This is a genomic window from candidate division WOR-3 bacterium (assembly GCA_039802005.1).
Lineage (GTDB): Bacteria > Hydrothermota > Tepidihabitantia > SM23-42 > JAOAFX01 > JAOAFX01.
Genome location: JBDRVV010000001.1, coordinates 86,376 through 102,925 on the forward strand (window position 1 = coordinate 86,376; position 16,550 = coordinate 102,925).

Sequence of the window (16,550 nt, forward strand, 5' to 3'; positions counted from 1 at the left end):
CAGGCACGGGATTTGCATATTATAAGGGTGTGAAAGGAGGCAAAATGAAAAGGCAGATCTTTCTAATCAGCTTGCTCTTACTCGGTTTATGCGGGGCACTTTTTGCCGCAGAAACGACCGAGATAACCGGCGAGGTTGTTAAGAGTGAGGAAGTAAAAGACCCTGAGACCAATACCTATATGCTCAGGATTCAGGTGCGATTAAGAAATCAGAGTGACGAGAAACAGGTTCAGAACCAGGAGATGGTGAATGCCCATCTCGGTCCTGTCTGGATGTTTGATACGGATTTGAATCCGGGTGATGAAGTAGTTCTTAAGGGCAAGTACAAAGAGCAGAATCAATTTATGGTGCAGGATATGGTCAGGAATAATGTTCGCTATCGGATAAGGGACGAGAACGGTGAACCTCTGTGGATAAGGGAAAGGGTTAGACTACGCAACCATTTTTACAATCCCGCAACCGAGAAATCGCTCAAATGTAAGATTGATGAACTATATGCTGAAAAAGAGACAAATATGATGGTTGCCCAGGCAAAGTTACAGAATGGCGAGACAATCCAGTTGAGGTTTGCACCAGAATGGTATCTCCAGAATCGTTTAAGAATCGGCGATGAGATTGAACTGCGCGGTTCCGAAGCAGATGTTGACGGACAGAAGATGATAATCGCCCGCGAAATGAGAAACTTAAGGACCAGGCAGGAAATACAATTGAGAAACCGCGAAGGCTTCCCTGAATGGTGCGGCAAGGGTGAATGTGAACAGCACCGGACCGGTAAAGAATCTTGCTGTGGTGAGCATAATAAAGAACATGGCCGAAAGAATAAGTAGGTCATGCACAAGGGGAGGAGTATTTCTGCTCCTCCCTTTTGTTGTTTATGGTGCAGGGGCGCTGTCATTTAATATATCTGCTACCGATAATATCAATATGCTCAGTCTGAAAGAACCGGGTATTGTTTTCAGTCTCACTCCTATTTATGATTTCAAAGATCACTTGGGCTTTCATTACGACGGTGCATTCTCGCTGATAAACTTAACCCCGGAGAATCTTATCATTGAAAATTATCTAAGAATAGAAAAGACCATTGATTTTGAAGGAATTGGCAATAAGAATATTATTGCAGGAAAGATTTACAGTTTCTTTCCGGTTTCTTTCAAAATTTATCAGTTATTTGATTTTGGTTTATCTGATTCACTAAACTATTACATAAAAGACCGATACCTATTTGCTCCAGATATAAAATTCAGATACCGATATTTTCTTTCGGATTCAATCATTGACTACACTGAAGTTAGATTGGGCACCGGAATCAGGTTTCCGCTGCCTTATTTCTTCTTCACACCCTATGGGGCAATGGGAATGCGGTATATCAACCAGAATCTGTTATTTTTATATTCATTAGTTTTTGATTTTTCTTTCCCCTTAACTGGTGATTTTTCATTGAGTGCCTATTTGAAATATGACCGCACAGGAGAAGCAGAGCATTTATCTCCAATAGCATTGGAATATGCTGATGACCCATTCTTTGAGTATGAGAATCTTCATCAGACGCAAGAAATACAGATTGCCATGCATCGCCTTTGGGCAGATACAAGAATTTCAGGTTCTTTTATGTTATACAAAAAAGATTTCTTCCCGGCATATGACCAGACAAGGGCTGATAATGGATTTGTAATAAGTATCAATTACACAAAGATTATTGAAAGAAATATCGCATTATCTGTTGGGATTGAATCCGTTAATAACTATTCTTCTATTAATGATTTTGATTATACCAAAAATAGTGGATTACTGAACATCCGGTTGACATTCTGATTTGAACAGGGTATAATTCTGTTGTGAAGAAGAATTTGTTTATCATATCGGTCATAATCATTGCTTGTGGTGCGGGCTTTTTTTCTGTTTACTTGAACAATACCCATCTTACCCAAACCTTTGAGCAGTCATCAGAAAATACCTTTTTTCTACTTACCAGTCTTGTGGAGCACTATTTGTATGAATCAAAGAATAGCGATAAAGGAATTAGTAATATCAAGATAAATGAAATCTTTGATCGGATAGTTGAAACTTCAGACCTTCTGTATTTTGCAGTGCTGGATGAAAATAAAAAGCCCGTGATATTCAGCACTCTATATGAGGACTATCTACCTATTAGAGGAGAAGGTAAATATGTGATAAAGACCCCTGCGGGCAATATTTTTCAGATTGAACGAAAGCTCTTTGATAAATATTTTGTTGCTGGTTTTGCATTGAGACCCCTGGAAAATATCCGATTTACAAATTCTTTTCTTATCATTTCTATTATTGGAATTTTTGCGGTCAGCACTTTGATTCTTTCGGTCGGTGTAATGCAACTTGAAAAATATAAAACTGCAAAAGAAAAGGAAGTTGCCAATTTGCGAGAGATAAATGCCCTTGCTACAGGATTCAGCCATGAATTCAGGAATTCACTCCATACCCTATCGCTTCTTGCCCGCGCACTCAGCGGTGACGAAGCAAAAATCTTGAATGCCGAGATTGAAAGAATGAAGGCAGTGATGGATTCTTTGAAATTGTTGAGTCGGGCTGAAATAAAAAAAGAAAAGATAGAAGTCCAGGACTTGATGAATGAAGTACTCTCTATTTGTAAAGGAATCATACCCGAAGGTGTCAATGTCAATCAGAGTGTAAAGCCAAATCTTATTATCACCGGTGATTCGGTGCTTCTGACCACTGCCCTGGTCAATCTGATAAGAAATAGCATAGAAGCAAAGGCAAAGAATATAATGGTGAGCAGCTTTAAGAAGGGAAATAAGATCTTAATAGAAATCATTGATGATGGAGCAGGGGTTGATAAAAACGATATCAACCGCATATTTGAACCATTTTATTCTAAAAAAGGGCAGACCGGTCTTGGTTTGTATCTGGTGAAAAAGATAATCACCGCTCATTCCGGCAATATAGAAGTATATTCTGATAACGGAACGAAGTTTGTAGTTAGTCTAAAAGAAGGTTAGATATGAAGTTGTTATTGGTTGAAGATGAACAGGCACAGCGAGCACTTTTGAAAAGAATTTTGGAAAAAGAAGGATACATAGTAAGCGAGGCAGAGGACGGCAAAAGAGCAATAGAATTATTCACCAATGAAGATTTTGATATTGTTTTGCTTGACCAGCGTCTGCCGGATATGAGCGGAATTGAGGTGATTGAAAAGTTAAAAGAGATAAGTCCCATTGTTCCCGTGATAATGATTACCGCCTATGCCAATGTGCAGGATGCAGTAAAGGCAATGAAAATGGGGGCATTCCATTATCTTAACAAACCGGTTGACCCTGATGAATTGCTCATAACGATTCAGAAGGCGACTGATACACTCAATCTAAAGAGAGAAAATGAAGAATTAAAAAGACAGTTGAGGATAAAATATCAGTCGGACCGCATTATCTATAAATCAGAAAAAATGGAAAAGGTGATGTCCCTTGTTTATCGGGCGGCTCAGAGTGATGCCAGTGTCCTGATCACCGGGGAGAGCGGAACCGGTAAGGAATTAGTTGCAGGTGCTATTCACAACTTATCAAAAAGAAAGGACAAAAATTTTGTGGTGGCACATCTTGCCGCATTACCTGAAACCCTGATTGAGGCAGAATTATTCGGGCATGAGCGTGGTGCTTTTACTGGTGCAGATAAAAGAAGAATCGGGAAATTTGAATTTGCCTCTGGCGGAACGATATTTCTTGATGAGATTGGCGAACTCCCACAGACCGTGCAGGTAAAATTGCTCCGGGTGCTTCAGGAGAAGAAGATTACCCGTCTTGGGTCTAACGAAGAAATACCAGTAGATATTAGAACCATTTGTGCGACGAACAAAAATATTGAAGAAGAAGTAGCGGTGGGAAGATTCCGCGATGATTTGTATTATCGTCTCAATGTGATAAGAATACATATTCCACCCTTGCGCGAAAGAAAAGAAGATATTCCTTTGCTTATTGATAATTTTATAAAAGTCTATTCCGCGCGGGAAAATAAAAAGATTAAAGGAATAAGTGATGAGGCATTGAAGACAATTACAAGATATAATTTTCCGGGCAATATCCGGGAACTGGAAAATATTATTGAACGGGCGATTGTCTTTGCACGGGGTGAGTTGATTACCACAGATGACCTGCCTGAATATTTAATTACGCAAAAAGTATATAATTTAGGAACAGGAAAATTGAACGAAACAGTGGAAAAGATTGAAAGAGAAATGATTGAAATGGCATTAAAAAAACATAATAATAATCAAACCCGCGCCGCTGAAGAACTGGGCATTTCAGAGCGGGTTTTGAGGTATAAGATTAAGAAATACAAAATTAAATAATAAATGTTCATCATTGACAGCCCATCTAATTTGACTATAATAATAAATCAAGGAGTTGGTATATGATTATCTCAAAATCTAAGTTAGTTACACTAATTAAGAAACTACCAGAAGAAATTGATATTGAGGAAGTGATGTATAGACTTTATATGCTTCAGAAAATAGAAACTGGCGAGAATGCAATTAATAAAGGTAAAATCTTTTCACATAAAACGGTATTAAAAAAGTTTGAGAAGCGGTGGCGAAAATAATTTGGGCTGAACCAGCGTTAAAGGATCTGGAGGGAATATATGATTACATTGCCCGCGATTCACACTTATTTGCCCGACATCAAATAGAAGAAATTTTCAAGGCTGTTGAACGTTTGGTACAATTTCCAAAGTCAGGGCGTCGGTTACCTGAATTTCCTGACTTACCTTACCGTGAAATCATAGTAAAAAATTATCGTGTAGTGTACCGCTTTGATGAGGAACTAAATCAGATAATTATAATTTCTATAATCCATAGCTCAAGATTGTTAAAAAGAATAGAAAATACTTAATGTATAAATTGCCTAAATTTTTGAGGTTGAAATAATAAATCAATGAAACCCAAAAGTATTATCCTTTTATCGGGTGGGCTGGATTCAACCGTGAGTGCCTCAATTGCAGTAAAAAAGACAAAACCATTATTTGCCCTGACGATTGATTATGGACAGCGTGCCGCAAAGATGGAGATTTTAGCTTCCAAGCGAATCTGCCGTGCCTTAAAAATCAAACACCGAATAATTCAACTGCCATTTTTCAAAGAATTCAAAAAATGTTCTTTAATTACCGATTACCGATCACCAACTAACTTAAAAGACATCTGGGTTCCTAACCGAAATGCTTTATTTATCAATATTGCAGCCTGCTTTGCTGAATACTACAAGGCAAACATGATTGTCACTGGATTCAATCTTGAAGAGGCAAGGGAATTTCCGGATAATACAAAAGATTTCATAAATGCAATTAACAAGACCCTGCAATTCAGCACATTGAAAAAGGTAAAAGTCGTAAGTTATGTCGCAAATTATACAAAAAAAGAGATTTACAAACTTGGCATAAAATACAACGTCCCTTTGCAATACATATATTCCTGTTATCTCGGTGGCAAAAAAATGTGTGGCAAATGCCCATCGTGCAAGAAATTACTTGAGGCAATAAAATAAAATTCTTATTTCCATCAATAAAAAATTATAGATTATCATTAAAGATGGCAAATTTTGACTTTTAAACTTATTGATTAAACAATTATGCGTCGGTTGATATTAGTCTGACAATCTAAAGTTGAAAGGGCACGCGATTGATACTATGACCGGCTTGCCACCTTGTATAGCCGGAGTAAATTTATATTTTAAACCTGCGGATAGGGCAGAAAAATCCAGTTCCGCATATCCGCTTGATTTTATGACTTTACAACTTAAAACACTACCATCAACATCAATAACCATACCTACTATTACACTTCCTTCAATGCCTTTCTTTATCAATTCTCTTGGATAATAAGGTTTAGGGCTGCTGACCAACTGGGGTTTCTTTTCAATCAACTCGTAATTGATAGACGCGATTTTTTTTGGCTCCGGGGTTATAATTACTACATCGGCGGTATTTTTTTCTAATATTTCCAAATTATCGGCAAATTGCCAGTTTATACGATCCTTTATAAATACTGTTATGTCCTTATTTATTTTCAAAATACGCGGAACCGCAAATGTGATGTTGATATCTTTAGAGATTCTTGCATGCCATTTTCCATCAGGATTGAATGATAGAGTAATGGTATCGCCTTCAGTAGTATAATCAACATAAGTCAATTCCTTTAAATTGAGCAGTGTTGTAGTAACGAAGTATTTTAATTCATTGTAAGAAAGTGGCAGTCTGTATAATGCAAGTGTCATCAAGCTCTTTTTTTCGGTTTCAAAGAATCTTTCTCTTTTGTCAATCAATGGATCATATTTATCAAAATATTCGTATACGAGTAAGTAGCCGCTACCAGCTATTTTTTCATAAGAAATCAATCCAATTTGTGTGCTATCTTTTATAATGGCAAACTTGTAGAAAATTTTAGAATATTTTAGTTCTTCAGATGGTGCATATGAAACAACCAAAAATTCACCTACCTTGAAATCTTCTTTTGGATTTTCCGGCGTGACGAAATTTGCGTAATGACCCTGCCATAATATAGGTTTGCGTGCGCAGAATACAGACAGCAAGATTATTGTGGCGATAAATAATTGTTTCAATAATGGTTTCTTTATCATTTCTTAAAAACTTGCAATTTTTGATAGATATCTGTAAGCATTGTATATATGTCGTCAGTAAGATTTTGAGCAAAAACCCTATTCAACTCAGGTTCCCTGTCTGTAAGATAATGTATTATATTCATTTAGACAAAATTGTCAAGTAATATGAGAATCAGATGTTTGTATATAAAATTGGGTACAGAATAGTACTTGACAGAAGGGTAGCGATCGATATTATTTTATAATGGGGTTTGATAATATAAAGTCTTGAAGGAGATAAATGCAGATAAAATTAACAGGAGGAAATTATGAAAAGCATGATAAAAGATAAGGTGATTTTCATCATTCCCGGTATTGTAATACTGATGCTCTTTTTATCATCCTGCAGAAAAGAAGTCGGAGAGATAGCCAAACTTGACCTTTCAGGTGCAAAATACCTTTTTATAAAAAAATCTGGCAGCGGTTCTTCGCTTCTAAATACTCAGCAGGATGGCAATGAAGGTGGTATTCTTTTCAAAATAAAAGAAGATGGTACGATTGAACAGGTTATAGTCTATGATGAAAATGGAAAGATCATTAAGGACGTTCTTGTAAAATACTGTGTACGGGTGGGCACAAAATTTATTTCAATAGGGCTAATTATTTCCGGGGAAGAGCGCAGATATCTGGTAAGGGTCTCGGATGGCGCAGTCTTTAGCGGCGATTGTGCCCTACCTGATGACTACGCAGATAAAGTTCTTGAAGACGGTGCAGGTAATTATTATTATAAAGCAATGGTGGGTCCAGACCCATATACCTTGACCAGTGGTGTGGTAAAACTTGACCCGGTGGCGATGACAACGCAGATAATAAGTGCCCAGGAAGATTATGTTTATGATTTTGATGTGGACAAATATGGCAATTTGATTTATTATACTTCAGTCATTTATCTTACTTACCGAGCAGCAAGTAATGGTCGTATTTATCGTCTTTATGAAGGATATAGTTTAGAAGGAACCGATATTAACCGGGATACTATTTATCTCTTTGATGCCTATGTAGAGCGAATTTTAAAGTTGACTCATCCTGCTGATTCTTTAAAAATGGACTCGGTTATTATCTCACCTCCTGCCATACCATACGCTGGTGGAAGAGAAATAATAGGAAAAGGAAATAGAGTGGTATTGTTTCTAAATACTGATGTGAGTATTATAAGATTTATAAAGGTCAGTCTTCTTGATGGCTCAAACGACTGCGATTCTGTTAATCTGAGTGGTTTTTCTTTAATAGACTATGAGATGGTTTCCAGCGATCTTGTTTATGTGCTTTTGACAAGTGGACAATCGCCTTACAAGAAATATACTTTTATTTCTGTTGATATACCAACAATTACTTACAATACTATTTACGAAACGACTGATTTTGAGATAAAATCATTCTGGATCGATGAGAACGGTGATATTATCGCCAATGCATTGAACCTTAATAATGGAAAGAGTTGTGTTATAAAAATAACACCATCAGGTCAGATGACAATAATTGAAGAAGGCGAAGACACGATTTCTTATTTGGTCCGGATTGGTTAAAAAACGATTTACACTAAATTCTGATAAATTAGAAAACTATAGATTTAAAAACAAGTCTGCGGTGTGCAATTACACGCTAAAGTTTTAATATAAACTGCTTATAGCCTAATAAAATCATTGACAGGAATTAATTTATATATATAATACGCTATGGATAAGGGGAGGTTTAGAGAGGTTTATGAAACAATGCAAAAAAATATTGAAGAAATAAAAACGGTGGTTGAAAAACTTAACAAATATAGCCCTGAAGACCAGATTAAATTGTGCGAAAAGATAAAATACTTATTTTATGGATTGGCTAAGACCCTTGTGGATATTGGCAACAGGATAATCGTTGAGAATGACTTCCGCCAACCATTGAATAATGCAGATGTATTCATTAGTCTCGCAGAAAATGATATAATTAATTCTAATCTTGTTCCTGGCATCAAAAAAGCAGTTCTGGTAATTCCAAAGGTTATGCAGAGCAATAAAGATGATGTTGTTGCCCTTATTAAAGAAAGTATGGAATCTATCTGTAAATGCTTGGATTCATTTGCAGTTTATTATGATTTAAAAGACAAAGGCATATAATTTGAAAATTTTTTATTCAATTGTTATTTTTATTTTCGGCTCGGCGCTGGGAAGTTTTCTTAATGTCTTGATTTACAGAATGCCCAGGGGTTTATCTATCGTGAATCCCGGCTCATTTTGTCCCCACTGTAAGAAGCCAATAAAATGGTATGAGAATATTCCGATATTGAGTTTTATATTTTTAGGTGGTAAATGCAATAAGTGTAAAAATTCGATTTCAATTCAATATCCAATTGTTGAGTTATTGACTGCACTGCTTCTACTCTGGTCATTTACAAAATTTTCGTTTAGGATAGAATTCTTTTTTATCGCAATATTTTTCATAATTCTGATTGTAATTTCTGGCATTGATTTTAAACATCAAGTCATACCGGATATTTTTTCAATTCCCGGAATATTTGTTGGATTAGTCTATCAATTTATAAATCATAATTTTTTACCTGGTTTGGTTGGTGCATTTTTTGGTGGTGGTATTATTTTTCTGATAAGGGTTCTGGGTGGTTGGGCTTATAAAAAAGAGGTGATGGGGATGGGGGATGTTTATCTTGTCGCATTGATTGGTGCTTTTGTGGGATTTCCAATGATAATCCCCGCAATATTTATTGCTGCATTGGTTGGTACAATTTTCGGCATAATTTATCTCGCTGTAACACATCAGAGCAAAGATAACCCTATACCGTTTGGTCCGTTTTTAAGTGCTGGTGGTGCGATTGTAGTAATATTTCACCACCAAATAATACACTTTTTGCGAAGTTTAGGTATCTACTTTTGATTAATTTTTCTCGACTTAAGTAATTTTTCTAGGGGGTAAGTATTTACAACGTCATTCTTTTCAAGCCAACCGCGGCGACAGGTTGCAACCCCAAACTTCATCCATTTTAATTCTTCTACACCATGGGCATCGGTTCCTATACTGACTTTTGCACCAAGTTCTTTGCACCTTTTTAAATTTATATCATTTAAATCAAGCCGGTCAGGATAGGCATTACATTCTAAAAATGTTTTCGTTTCGGCTGCCTTTTTAATTATTTTTTCAATATCAACCGCATAACCTTCTCGTTTAGAAATAAGCCTTCCAGTTGGATGTCCTATTATGTCAACATACGGGTTTTCCATTGCAGAACATATCCGTTCAGTAACATTTTTTGTAAATCCCTGGTGGACTGATGCTACAACCACATCAAGCTCCTCCAAAATTTTGTCGGGATAATCAAGTTTCCCATTCGGTAGTATATCAACCTCAATGCCTTTTAGAATTTTAAAATTTTTAAATTTTTTATTCAATAAATCTATCTCTTCCCATTGTTTGTATAATCGGTCAATCTCAAGCCCATGTGCATATTTTGCCGAGCGGGAATGGTCAGTAATTAAAATATATTCGTATCCCATTTTCTGTGCAGCCAAAGCCAGTTCTTCAATTGTGGCTGAAGAATCAGAGTAATTAGAATGCATCTGGAGGTCACCTTTTATGTCGGAAAGTTCTACAAGTTTTGGCAATTCATTTTTTTGTGCAAGTTCTACTTCACCACGGTCCTCACGCAATTCCGGTGGTATCCATTGCAAACCAAGTTTTTTATAGACATCTTCTTCATCTTCTCCAGCAATGGCTTTTTCACCTTCAAAAAGTCCATATTCATTTAGTTTCCATTTTTTACTTACTGCTATGCCACGTAATTTCACATTGTGTGCCTTTGAACCTGTAAAATATTGCAATGCCGCACCATATGATTTTTTATCAACGATTCTTATATCAACCTGAATACCACCCTGGACAAGGATTGAACTCTTTGTCTCGCCGGCGGAGATAATCTGCTCTGCTTCTGGATATTTAGTAAACGCATCAACAATCTTTTTATGGTCTTTTCCGGTGACAAGAATATCAATATCACCAATGGTTTCTTTCCATCTTCTTAAAGAGCCGGCTGGTGAGATCTGTAATATTGGTGCGTTTTTTTTAAGATATTCAACTACATTTGAAGCAATTGATTCAGCAACTGCAATAGAGAGACGCTCGTGACTTCTTTCATACAACTCAATACCCTTTTTTATATTTTCTACCTTCTTTTCACCCATCTGGGGAAGTTTTGCAAGACTGCCATCCGCGATAACCCTTTTTAAGTCTTCAAGATTTTTAACACCAAGATGCTTATTTGCAAGGGCAAGTGTTTTTGGTCCGAGATTCTGGATATTGAGTAATTCAAGTAAAGATGGAGGAATCCCTTTTGTTGCCTCTATATATTTCTGGATTTTTCCGGTTTTTAAATATTCTTCTATCTTTTCGGCCATACCCTCACCAATTCCAGGGAGGCTCTTTAGTCTTCCAGACTTCAAAAGTTCTTCAACATCTTCTGTTAATTCTTCAAGAATTCTTGCTGCCTTGCGATATGCCACAACCCTGAATACATTCTCACCTTTATATTCAAGGGCATCAGCGATTTGATTAAAGATATCGGCAATTTCCCTGTTCTTTTTCATCATTGAATTATAATGTAAGGGAGCTATTTTGTCAATATTACCACATAACATTGTTTTTACCAATAAATTTGCTGAAAATGCTTTGAAACTAAGTTTTACGCATAGAATAAAATCAATCTTGAAATATAAATTTTTTTTGTTATAATCATTCAATGATTGATAACGCAATTAGAATATTAAAGAGTTCAAAAAGTTTGTTTGTGCTCACCGGTGCAGGGATTTCTGCGGAGAGTGGGATTCCTACATTCCGGGGCAAAGATGGATTATGGAAGAATTATTCAGCAACTGATCTGGCAACACCCGAGGCATTTGAGAGAAATCCAGAACTGGTCTGGGAATGGTACAGGTGGCGGCAGGAGATTATTTCCAGGGCACAACCCAATCTTGGACATTATGCGCTCGTTGATTTAGAAAATCATTTTGAAAGATTTTTGCTCCTGACCCAGAATGTTGATAATCTCCACCAGCGTGCGGGTTCAAAAAATGTCTTAGAACTGCATGGCAATATATTCAGAACCAGATGTTTGAAATGTGGAAAAATAGACAAGATTGAAAATGCCAGGATTGAAAAGATGCCTTATTGTAAATGTGGTGGTTTATTAAGGCCGGATGTTGTCTGGTTTGGTGAGGCAATACCTCAGGATGCATGGCAAAAGTCAATTGAGTTTTTAACTTCCGCGGATACCGCAATTATCTGTGGTACATCCGGGGTGGTTTGGCCTGCTGCTGGTATCCCTGAAATTGCTGGAAACTACGGGGTCAAGACGATAGAAATAAATCTTGAACCCACACCTATAACTTCGGTTGTGGATGTAAGTATTGTTTCTCCAGCAGGTAAGATTCTGCCCGAAATAGTCAGGGTTTTAATCAATTAATAATCTGGGTCATTTCCTTTTTCCATACTCTGATTGAGTAATTTTTTCTGTTGGTTATGCAATTCATTGGGTTCCATAGTTAATCAAGTAAACAATGTTTATCCTTACATTTGTAGAAAAAATGCTAAAATTTGTAGAAAGGGTTTCCAACTCGATAAAATTGGCAATAGAGTGTCTCCTAACAATTGCTTATTATCTTCAAGATATCTATATAACTAAATGTAGTGGCCGAGTTTACTCGGCTTTTAAATATCTGCAGACCAAGGTCTGCCACTACTGGTCTGGATGCAGACCAAGGTCTGCCACTACAAGTCCTGCTGAATTTCTTCGATTTATTGAACCTGAATAAAGCATTCTATTAAGACGGCGAAGATTCAGAGCGGCAGTATCTTGACATTAGAGAAAATCTAAATATAATAGAAAATAATTGCAGAATCCGGGTCATTAGCTCAGGTGGCAGAGCATCGGATTTTTAATCCGGTGGCCGCAGGTTCGAATCCTGCATGACCCACTTCTTTTATGAAGAAATTCCAAATTTCAAATTCCAAATTCCAAACCAAATCTAAAACCCAAGATTTTACGATACTCATTTGTCGTTTGTCATTTGTCATTGGGATTTTGGGCTTAGCGAATCTTGCTTACTGTTCAGATACCCTTAAACAAAAGTTGGTTGTCCATTTTTTCTATTCCCCTGATTGTGGTCATTGTATGGATATACTACTTGATGATATTCCACGATTGCAAAACAAATATGATTTTCAATTAAAAAAATATGACCTGAACAATCTTGATAATTACAAATTGCTTGAACAATGGGAAAAGGAAAAAAATATCAAGAATATCGGTGAGGATTTGCCCGTAGTATTTGTTGACGATTTGGCATTTTATGGACCAGAAGAGGTCAGAGAAAAACTGGAACCAGCACTAAAAAAATATGCAGGTATTAAAAAGCCAATCATAAAAAAAGATACGATAGAAATAAAACCTGATACTTTGCAGGTTAAAACTCAGGATATCAATTTATATTATTTTTATCAACCATCCTGTCCTGAATGTAATCGTGTTGAGGCATTATTAAATGGTCTTGCAAAAAAATATCTGAATCTTATTATTTATCGTTATAATATCTTTAATGATACCAGCAAAGTTTTCTACGAAGGGCTCAGTGATTTGCAAAAAATTCCTGAAGAAAAGCGATTGATTATTCCCGCAATATTTATTGGTGAGGATTATATAGTAAAAGACATTTCCGCAGAGAGATTGGAAAATTTGATACAGAAATATTCTGCAGGCAGTCCCAGGCTTGATACATTAAAATTTACTACTGCGGAAAAGAATATTATTCAGAGATTTTCTAAATTTTCAATAATTGGTATAATGATTGCCGGTCTTTTAGATGGTGTAAACCCGTGTGCATTTGCCACGATTATCTTTTTTATAAGCTATTTATTATTCATCGGAAGGCAGAGAAAAACAATAATCTTAATGTCAATATCTTTTATTATCGCTGTTTTCTTATGTTATCTTGCTATCGGGCTTGGTGCATATACTGTCCTTAATGTAGTAACCGGAATAAAAATAGTCGGACGGATAATATTTTTATCCTTTGGCATTCTGGCGATTGTTCTCGGTGTATTGAGTTTTTATGATTACTTTGTTGCCCGTACCGGTGCCACAAATAAAATGCTTCTACAACTTCCTTTAATAATCAAACAAAAAATCCATAAAGAAATAAAAGAAAAAACCAGTATCGGGGGTATAATGATTGGGTCTTTCGTAGCCGGCATTCTCGTCTCTTTTCTTGAATTCGGCTGCACCGGGCAGGTCTATCTGCCCACGATTACATTTGCTATCTCAAAGGGGAACTTTGGTTTGAGACCATTCTTTCTCTTAATTATTTACAACATCATGTTCGTCCTCCCCTTGATAGTAATTGCACTTCTGGCAAATCTTTTTTCCCGTGAGAATGTTGCAAATACTTTATCAAAAAAGATTCCACTCATTAAGCTTCTCACCGCCCTGCTCTTTTTTGTATTGGGTATTTTATTACTTTTATCATGAAATTTATACGGATTATTTTATTTGGATTACTTATAATTTTTATTTTATTTATGATCATAAAATTACTACCCGATGAAAAGAAGAACTTGATAAGGGATATAAATGCCCTAAAAAATGCAGTGGAAAAAGAAGATGCAGGCAGAGTCTTGAATTACCTTGATAAAGACTACCTTGATAAACATCAACTTGATTTTAATGGATTGAAATCAACGATAAATGAATTTCTGAATGCTGCGGACTCAATAAACATAATGATGTCCGGACTGAAAGTCTGGATTGATTCCAGCTCCCATAATGCCATTTATGCACATTGCAGTCTTGGCTTGAGGGTGATTGCTAAATATGAAAATGAAAAGGTGCTGGTATTTGGTGGTGTGATACAGCCTGCATCAGTCAAAGGATATTTCCGAAAGCAAAGAGAAAATTATAAAATATATTCAGCCGAGTATTGATATGAAGAATTGGATAAATGAGATAATCGCTGAGCTCAAAAAATTTGATTTAGAGGTTCTGGTGATTATCTGTTATTCAACTTTTGTATTACTATTTTCGCTCTACCTCAAGCGAACAAGAATATTCTTCCCCAATGAATCTTTTTTTGAAAAAATGCTTGTGCTCGGAATAATGTATGGAACCTCACCGGTGATTCCAATGCTCCTATTTAAAAATAAACCAAAAGATTATGGAATACGAATCGGTGATTATAAGGTTTGGGCCAAAGATATTTTGATAATCCTTTGTATAATGATTCCTATTCTGCTGGTTGCATTCATATTCACTAATTTCAAGACGGTATATCCGCTCTCTCACACTGCCCGACGGGGAATCAACAATCTTTTAATCTATGAGTTTGTCCATTTATGTTATATGTTTGGCTGGGAACTATTCTTCCGCGGATTTATGCTCTTTGGTCTTTCAAAAAAGATTGACCACAGATTGGCAATACTAATTCAGACCATTCCATTTGCCTTGCTCCACTACCGTAAACCACCCCTTGAAGCATATGGCTCAATCATTGCGGGAATTTTCCTGGGAATGATTGCCATTCGCGGCAAGAGTTTTTTGCCCTGTGCAATACTACATTTTTCAGTAGCATTAATCGCGGATATTTTGGGATTGATATTTTAAGATATGTAAGAGCCGATTCCAGCGGGGATTTGAGAATATTTCTATTTCAAAAATGGAGACCAGTCGGGTGCGTAGGCAACAAGCCCCTGGGTTAATTTGCGCTGCCTTGTGCCATCCCAGTTCATTGTCCAGAGTTCATACTGGCCAGTGCGGTTTGAGGTAAATACAATATGCAATCCATCCGGTGACCAGGATGGTTCTTCGTTATTGCCTTCAAAGGTTAATTGAATGGGTTGAAAATCATTCGGGTCAGTGACACAAATCTGCTGGGAATAATTTGATTGTCTTGATACATAGGCAATCAAATCACCCCTTGGTGACCACGCAGGAGAAGTATTATAGTCACCGTGGTATGTCAATCTTCTAACATTGGTGCCATAAATATCCATTATATAAATCTGTGGCATTCCAGAGCGGTCAGAGACAAAGGCGATTTCACGGCTATTTGGTGAAAATACGGGTGAGCAATCAATCGCACGATTGTTGGTAAGTCTGTATAACTGTTTACTTTCTAAATCAAGAAGATAAATTTCGGCATTCCCATCTTTGGTTAAGGTCAGGGCAATCTTTGTGCCATCCGGAGACCAGTCCGGTGCGTAATTCAATCCCGCATGGGTGGAAATGATTGTCAGTGTTTTCTGATTCAGGTCAAGAAGATTTAGATTCAATCGGTCTTTTATATAAGTTGAATAAAGAACCCTGCTACCATCAGGTGCCCAGCAGGGAAAGAGATTGAAATTGTTATTTTTTGTCAGCGGTGTAAAATTATAGCCGTCATAATCAATCATTGCCAGTTCTTTACCTGTTCCTGAGCGATATGAAAAGACAATCTTGGTTGTTGATATTCCCTTTTCCCCGGTTATTGTTTCAATAATTTTATCAGAAAGGGTGTGGGCATAATGCCTTAATTCACCGGATAGGGGTGAGGTAAATTCACCGATTTTCTGCTTGGTTTCAAAGTCAATGAGGCTGATCGTCAGATTTGGTTCCTTCCCCGATGCCTTTATTATCACCCCACTCTTTTTGGGATTGCCGGTTAGTGCATTTGTATCAGATAGTATCTCAAAATACAAAGAATAATCAAGGTCAAATTTTATTATTGATTCAATATTTTTTATCTTGGTGATAAAATCAGGTGTGCCCTGGACACTGAACGGTTCAATAACTACATTTGTCTTTCCGCCCGCATAGTCGGTAAGCCTAAGATATACTTCCTGGGCTGAGAGGATAAGGATTAACGAAGTTGTGATAATGGTTGCTTTTTTGATTCCCAT

General features: G+C 36.6%; 17 protein-coding genes and 1 tRNA gene. 14 read left to right on the top strand and 4 right to left on the bottom strand.

Annotated features, from left to right (window positions below):
- Window positions 1-44 precede the first annotated feature (44 nt).
- The 6 genes from ABIL69_00390 to queC all read left to right on the top strand — a co-directional run bounded on the left by ABIL69_00390 (window position 45) and on the right by queC (window position 5,525).
- Window positions 45-827: a hypothetical protein gene (locus ABIL69_00390; protein MEO0122454.1), complete on the top strand. Its 783-nt coding sequence runs from the start codon at window positions 45-47 to the stop codon at window positions 825-827.
- A complete protein-coding gene (locus ABIL69_00395; GenBank protein MEO0122455.1) occupies window positions 754-1,812 on the top strand; it encodes a hypothetical protein in 1,059 nt (352 codons plus the stop codon). The genes ABIL69_00390 and ABIL69_00395 overlap by 74 nt, the downstream gene beginning before the upstream one ends.
- Window positions 1,813-1,835: 23 nt before the next feature.
- Window positions 1,836-2,993: a HAMP domain-containing sensor histidine kinase gene (locus ABIL69_00400; GenBank protein ID MEO0122456.1), complete on the top strand. Its 1,158-nt coding sequence runs from the start codon at window positions 1,836-1,838 to the stop codon at window positions 2,991-2,993.
- 2 nt (window positions 2,994-2,995) lie between these two features.
- Window positions 2,996-4,336: a sigma-54 dependent transcriptional regulator gene (locus ABIL69_00405; protein ID MEO0122457.1), complete on the top strand. Its 1,341-nt coding sequence runs from the start codon at window positions 2,996-2,998 to the stop codon at window positions 4,334-4,336.
- Window positions 4,337-4,574: 238 nt separating this feature from the next.
- A complete protein-coding gene (locus ABIL69_00410) occupies window positions 4,575-4,877 on the top strand; it encodes a type II toxin-antitoxin system RelE/ParE family toxin (protein MEO0122458.1) in 303 nt (100 codons plus the stop codon).
- A 42-nt stretch (window positions 4,878-4,919) separates the two neighbouring features.
- The gene (gene queC, locus ABIL69_00415) at window positions 4,920-5,525 is read left to right on the top strand and encodes a 7-cyano-7-deazaguanine synthase QueC (protein MEO0122459.1); all 606 of its coding nucleotides are present in this window, start codon (window positions 4,920-4,922) and stop codon (window positions 5,523-5,525) included.
- Between the two features lie 99 nt (window positions 5,526-5,624).
- Here the strand turns inward: queC and ABIL69_00420 are convergent, their stop codons facing one another.
- Together ABIL69_00420 and ABIL69_00425 are read right to left on the bottom strand one after the other, a co-directional pair.
- Complete coding sequence (locus ABIL69_00420) at window positions 5,625-6,617, bottom strand: energy transducer TonB (GenBank protein ID MEO0122460.1); 993 nt, start codon at window positions 6,615-6,617, stop codon at window positions 5,625-5,627.
- On the bottom strand, window positions 6,614-6,742 hold the full coding sequence (locus tag ABIL69_00425) for a hypothetical protein (GenBank protein MEO0122461.1): 129 nt from the start codon (window positions 6,740-6,742) through the stop codon (window positions 6,614-6,616). The genes ABIL69_00420 and ABIL69_00425 overlap by 4 nt, the downstream gene beginning before the upstream one ends.
- 165 nt (window positions 6,743-6,907) lie before the next feature.
- Between ABIL69_00425 and ABIL69_00430 the strand changes: the two genes are divergently transcribed.
- The 3 genes from ABIL69_00430 (at window position 6,908) to ABIL69_00440 (ending at window position 9,509) form a co-directional block, all read left to right on the top strand.
- Window positions 6,908-8,164 carry a hypothetical protein gene (locus ABIL69_00430; GenBank protein ID MEO0122462.1) on the top strand — a complete coding sequence of 419 codons (1,257 nt, stop codon included), beginning with the start codon at window positions 6,908-6,910 and terminating at the stop codon, window positions 8,162-8,164.
- A gap of 150 nt (window positions 8,165-8,314) precedes the next feature.
- The gene (locus ABIL69_00435; protein MEO0122463.1) at window positions 8,315-8,737 is read left to right on the top strand and encodes a hypothetical protein; all 423 of its coding nucleotides are present in this window, start codon (window positions 8,315-8,317) and stop codon (window positions 8,735-8,737) included.
- A gap of 1 nt (window position 8,738) precedes the next feature.
- A complete protein-coding gene (locus ABIL69_00440; GenBank protein ID MEO0122464.1) occupies window positions 8,739-9,509 on the top strand; it encodes a prepilin peptidase in 771 nt (256 codons plus the stop codon).
- Here ABIL69_00440 and polX read toward each other — a convergent pair.
- Window positions 9,500-11,212: a DNA polymerase/3'-5' exonuclease PolX gene (polX, locus tag ABIL69_00445; protein MEO0122465.1), complete on the bottom strand. Its 1,713-nt coding sequence runs from the start codon at window positions 11,210-11,212 to the stop codon at window positions 9,500-9,502. The genes ABIL69_00440 and polX overlap by 10 nt on opposite strands.
- A 152-nt stretch (window positions 11,213-11,364) precedes the next feature.
- Between polX and ABIL69_00450 the strand changes: the two genes are divergently transcribed.
- The 5 genes from ABIL69_00450 (at window position 11,365) to ABIL69_00470 (ending at window position 15,276) form a co-directional block, all read left to right on the top strand.
- Window positions 11,365-12,087, top strand: a complete 723-nt coding sequence (locus ABIL69_00450; GenBank protein MEO0122466.1) for an NAD-dependent deacylase — start codon at window positions 11,365-11,367, stop codon at window positions 12,085-12,087.
- A 438-nt stretch (window positions 12,088-12,525) separates the two neighbouring features.
- Window positions 12,526-12,598 (top strand) — tRNA-Lys (locus tag ABIL69_00455).
- 197 nt (window positions 12,599-12,795) lie between these two features.
- On the top strand, window positions 12,796-14,148 hold the full coding sequence (locus ABIL69_00460) for a hypothetical protein (GenBank protein ID MEO0122467.1): 1,353 nt from the start codon (window positions 12,796-12,798) through the stop codon (window positions 14,146-14,148).
- Between the two features lie 50 nt (window positions 14,149-14,198).
- A complete protein-coding gene (locus ABIL69_00465) occupies window positions 14,199-14,600 on the top strand; it encodes a hypothetical protein (protein ID MEO0122468.1) in 402 nt (133 codons plus the stop codon).
- A 1-nt stretch (window position 14,601) separates the two neighbouring features.
- A complete protein-coding gene (locus ABIL69_00470; GenBank protein ID MEO0122469.1) occupies window positions 14,602-15,276 on the top strand; it encodes a CPBP family intramembrane glutamic endopeptidase in 675 nt (224 codons plus the stop codon).
- 41 nt (window positions 15,277-15,317) lie between these two features.
- Here ABIL69_00470 and ABIL69_00475 read toward each other — a convergent pair whose 3' ends face one another.
- Window positions 15,318-16,550, bottom strand: a complete 1,233-nt coding sequence (locus ABIL69_00475) for a hypothetical protein (protein MEO0122470.1) — start codon at window positions 16,548-16,550, stop codon at window positions 15,318-15,320.

Excerpts from the sequence above, each read along its gene's own strand:
- ABIL69_00390 (MEO0122454.1), top strand. The coding sequence starts at position 45 with ATGAAAAGGCAGATCTTTCTAATCAGCTTGCTCTTACTCGGTTTATGC.
- ABIL69_00405 (MEO0122457.1), top strand. The coding sequence starts at position 2,996 with ATGAAGTTGTTATTGGTTGAAGATGAACAGGCACAGCGAGCACTTTTG.
- queC (MEO0122459.1), top strand. The coding sequence starts at position 4,920 with ATGAAACCCAAAAGTATTATCCTTTTATCGGGTGGGCTGGATTCAACC.
- ABIL69_00420 (MEO0122460.1), bottom strand. The coding sequence starts at position 6,617 with ATGATAAAGAAACCATTATTGAAACAATTATTTATCGCCACAATAATC.
- ABIL69_00425 (MEO0122461.1), bottom strand. The coding sequence starts at position 6,742 with ATGAATATAATACATTATCTTACAGACAGGGAACCTGAGTTGAATAGG.
- ABIL69_00430 (MEO0122462.1), top strand. The coding sequence starts at position 6,908 with ATGAAAAGCATGATAAAAGATAAGGTGATTTTCATCATTCCCGGTATT.
- ABIL69_00435 (MEO0122463.1), top strand. The coding sequence starts at position 8,315 with ATGGATAAGGGGAGGTTTAGAGAGGTTTATGAAACAATGCAAAAAAAT.
- polX (MEO0122465.1), bottom strand. The coding sequence starts at position 11,212 with ATGAAAAAGAACAGGGAAATTGCCGATATCTTTAATCAAATCGCTGAT.
- ABIL69_00450 (MEO0122466.1), top strand. The coding sequence starts at position 11,365 with ATGATTGATAACGCAATTAGAATATTAAAGAGTTCAAAAAGTTTGTTT.
- ABIL69_00460 (MEO0122467.1), top strand. The coding sequence starts at position 12,796 with ATGGATATACTACTTGATGATATTCCACGATTGCAAAACAAATATGAT.
- ABIL69_00465 (MEO0122468.1), top strand. The coding sequence starts at position 14,199 with ATGATCATAAAATTACTACCCGATGAAAAGAAGAACTTGATAAGGGAT.
- ABIL69_00470 (MEO0122469.1), top strand. The coding sequence starts at position 14,602 with ATGAAGAATTGGATAAATGAGATAATCGCTGAGCTCAAAAAATTTGAT.
- ABIL69_00475 (MEO0122470.1), bottom strand. The coding sequence starts at position 16,550 with ATGGGAATCAAAAAAGCAACCATTATCACAACTTCGTTAATCCTTATC.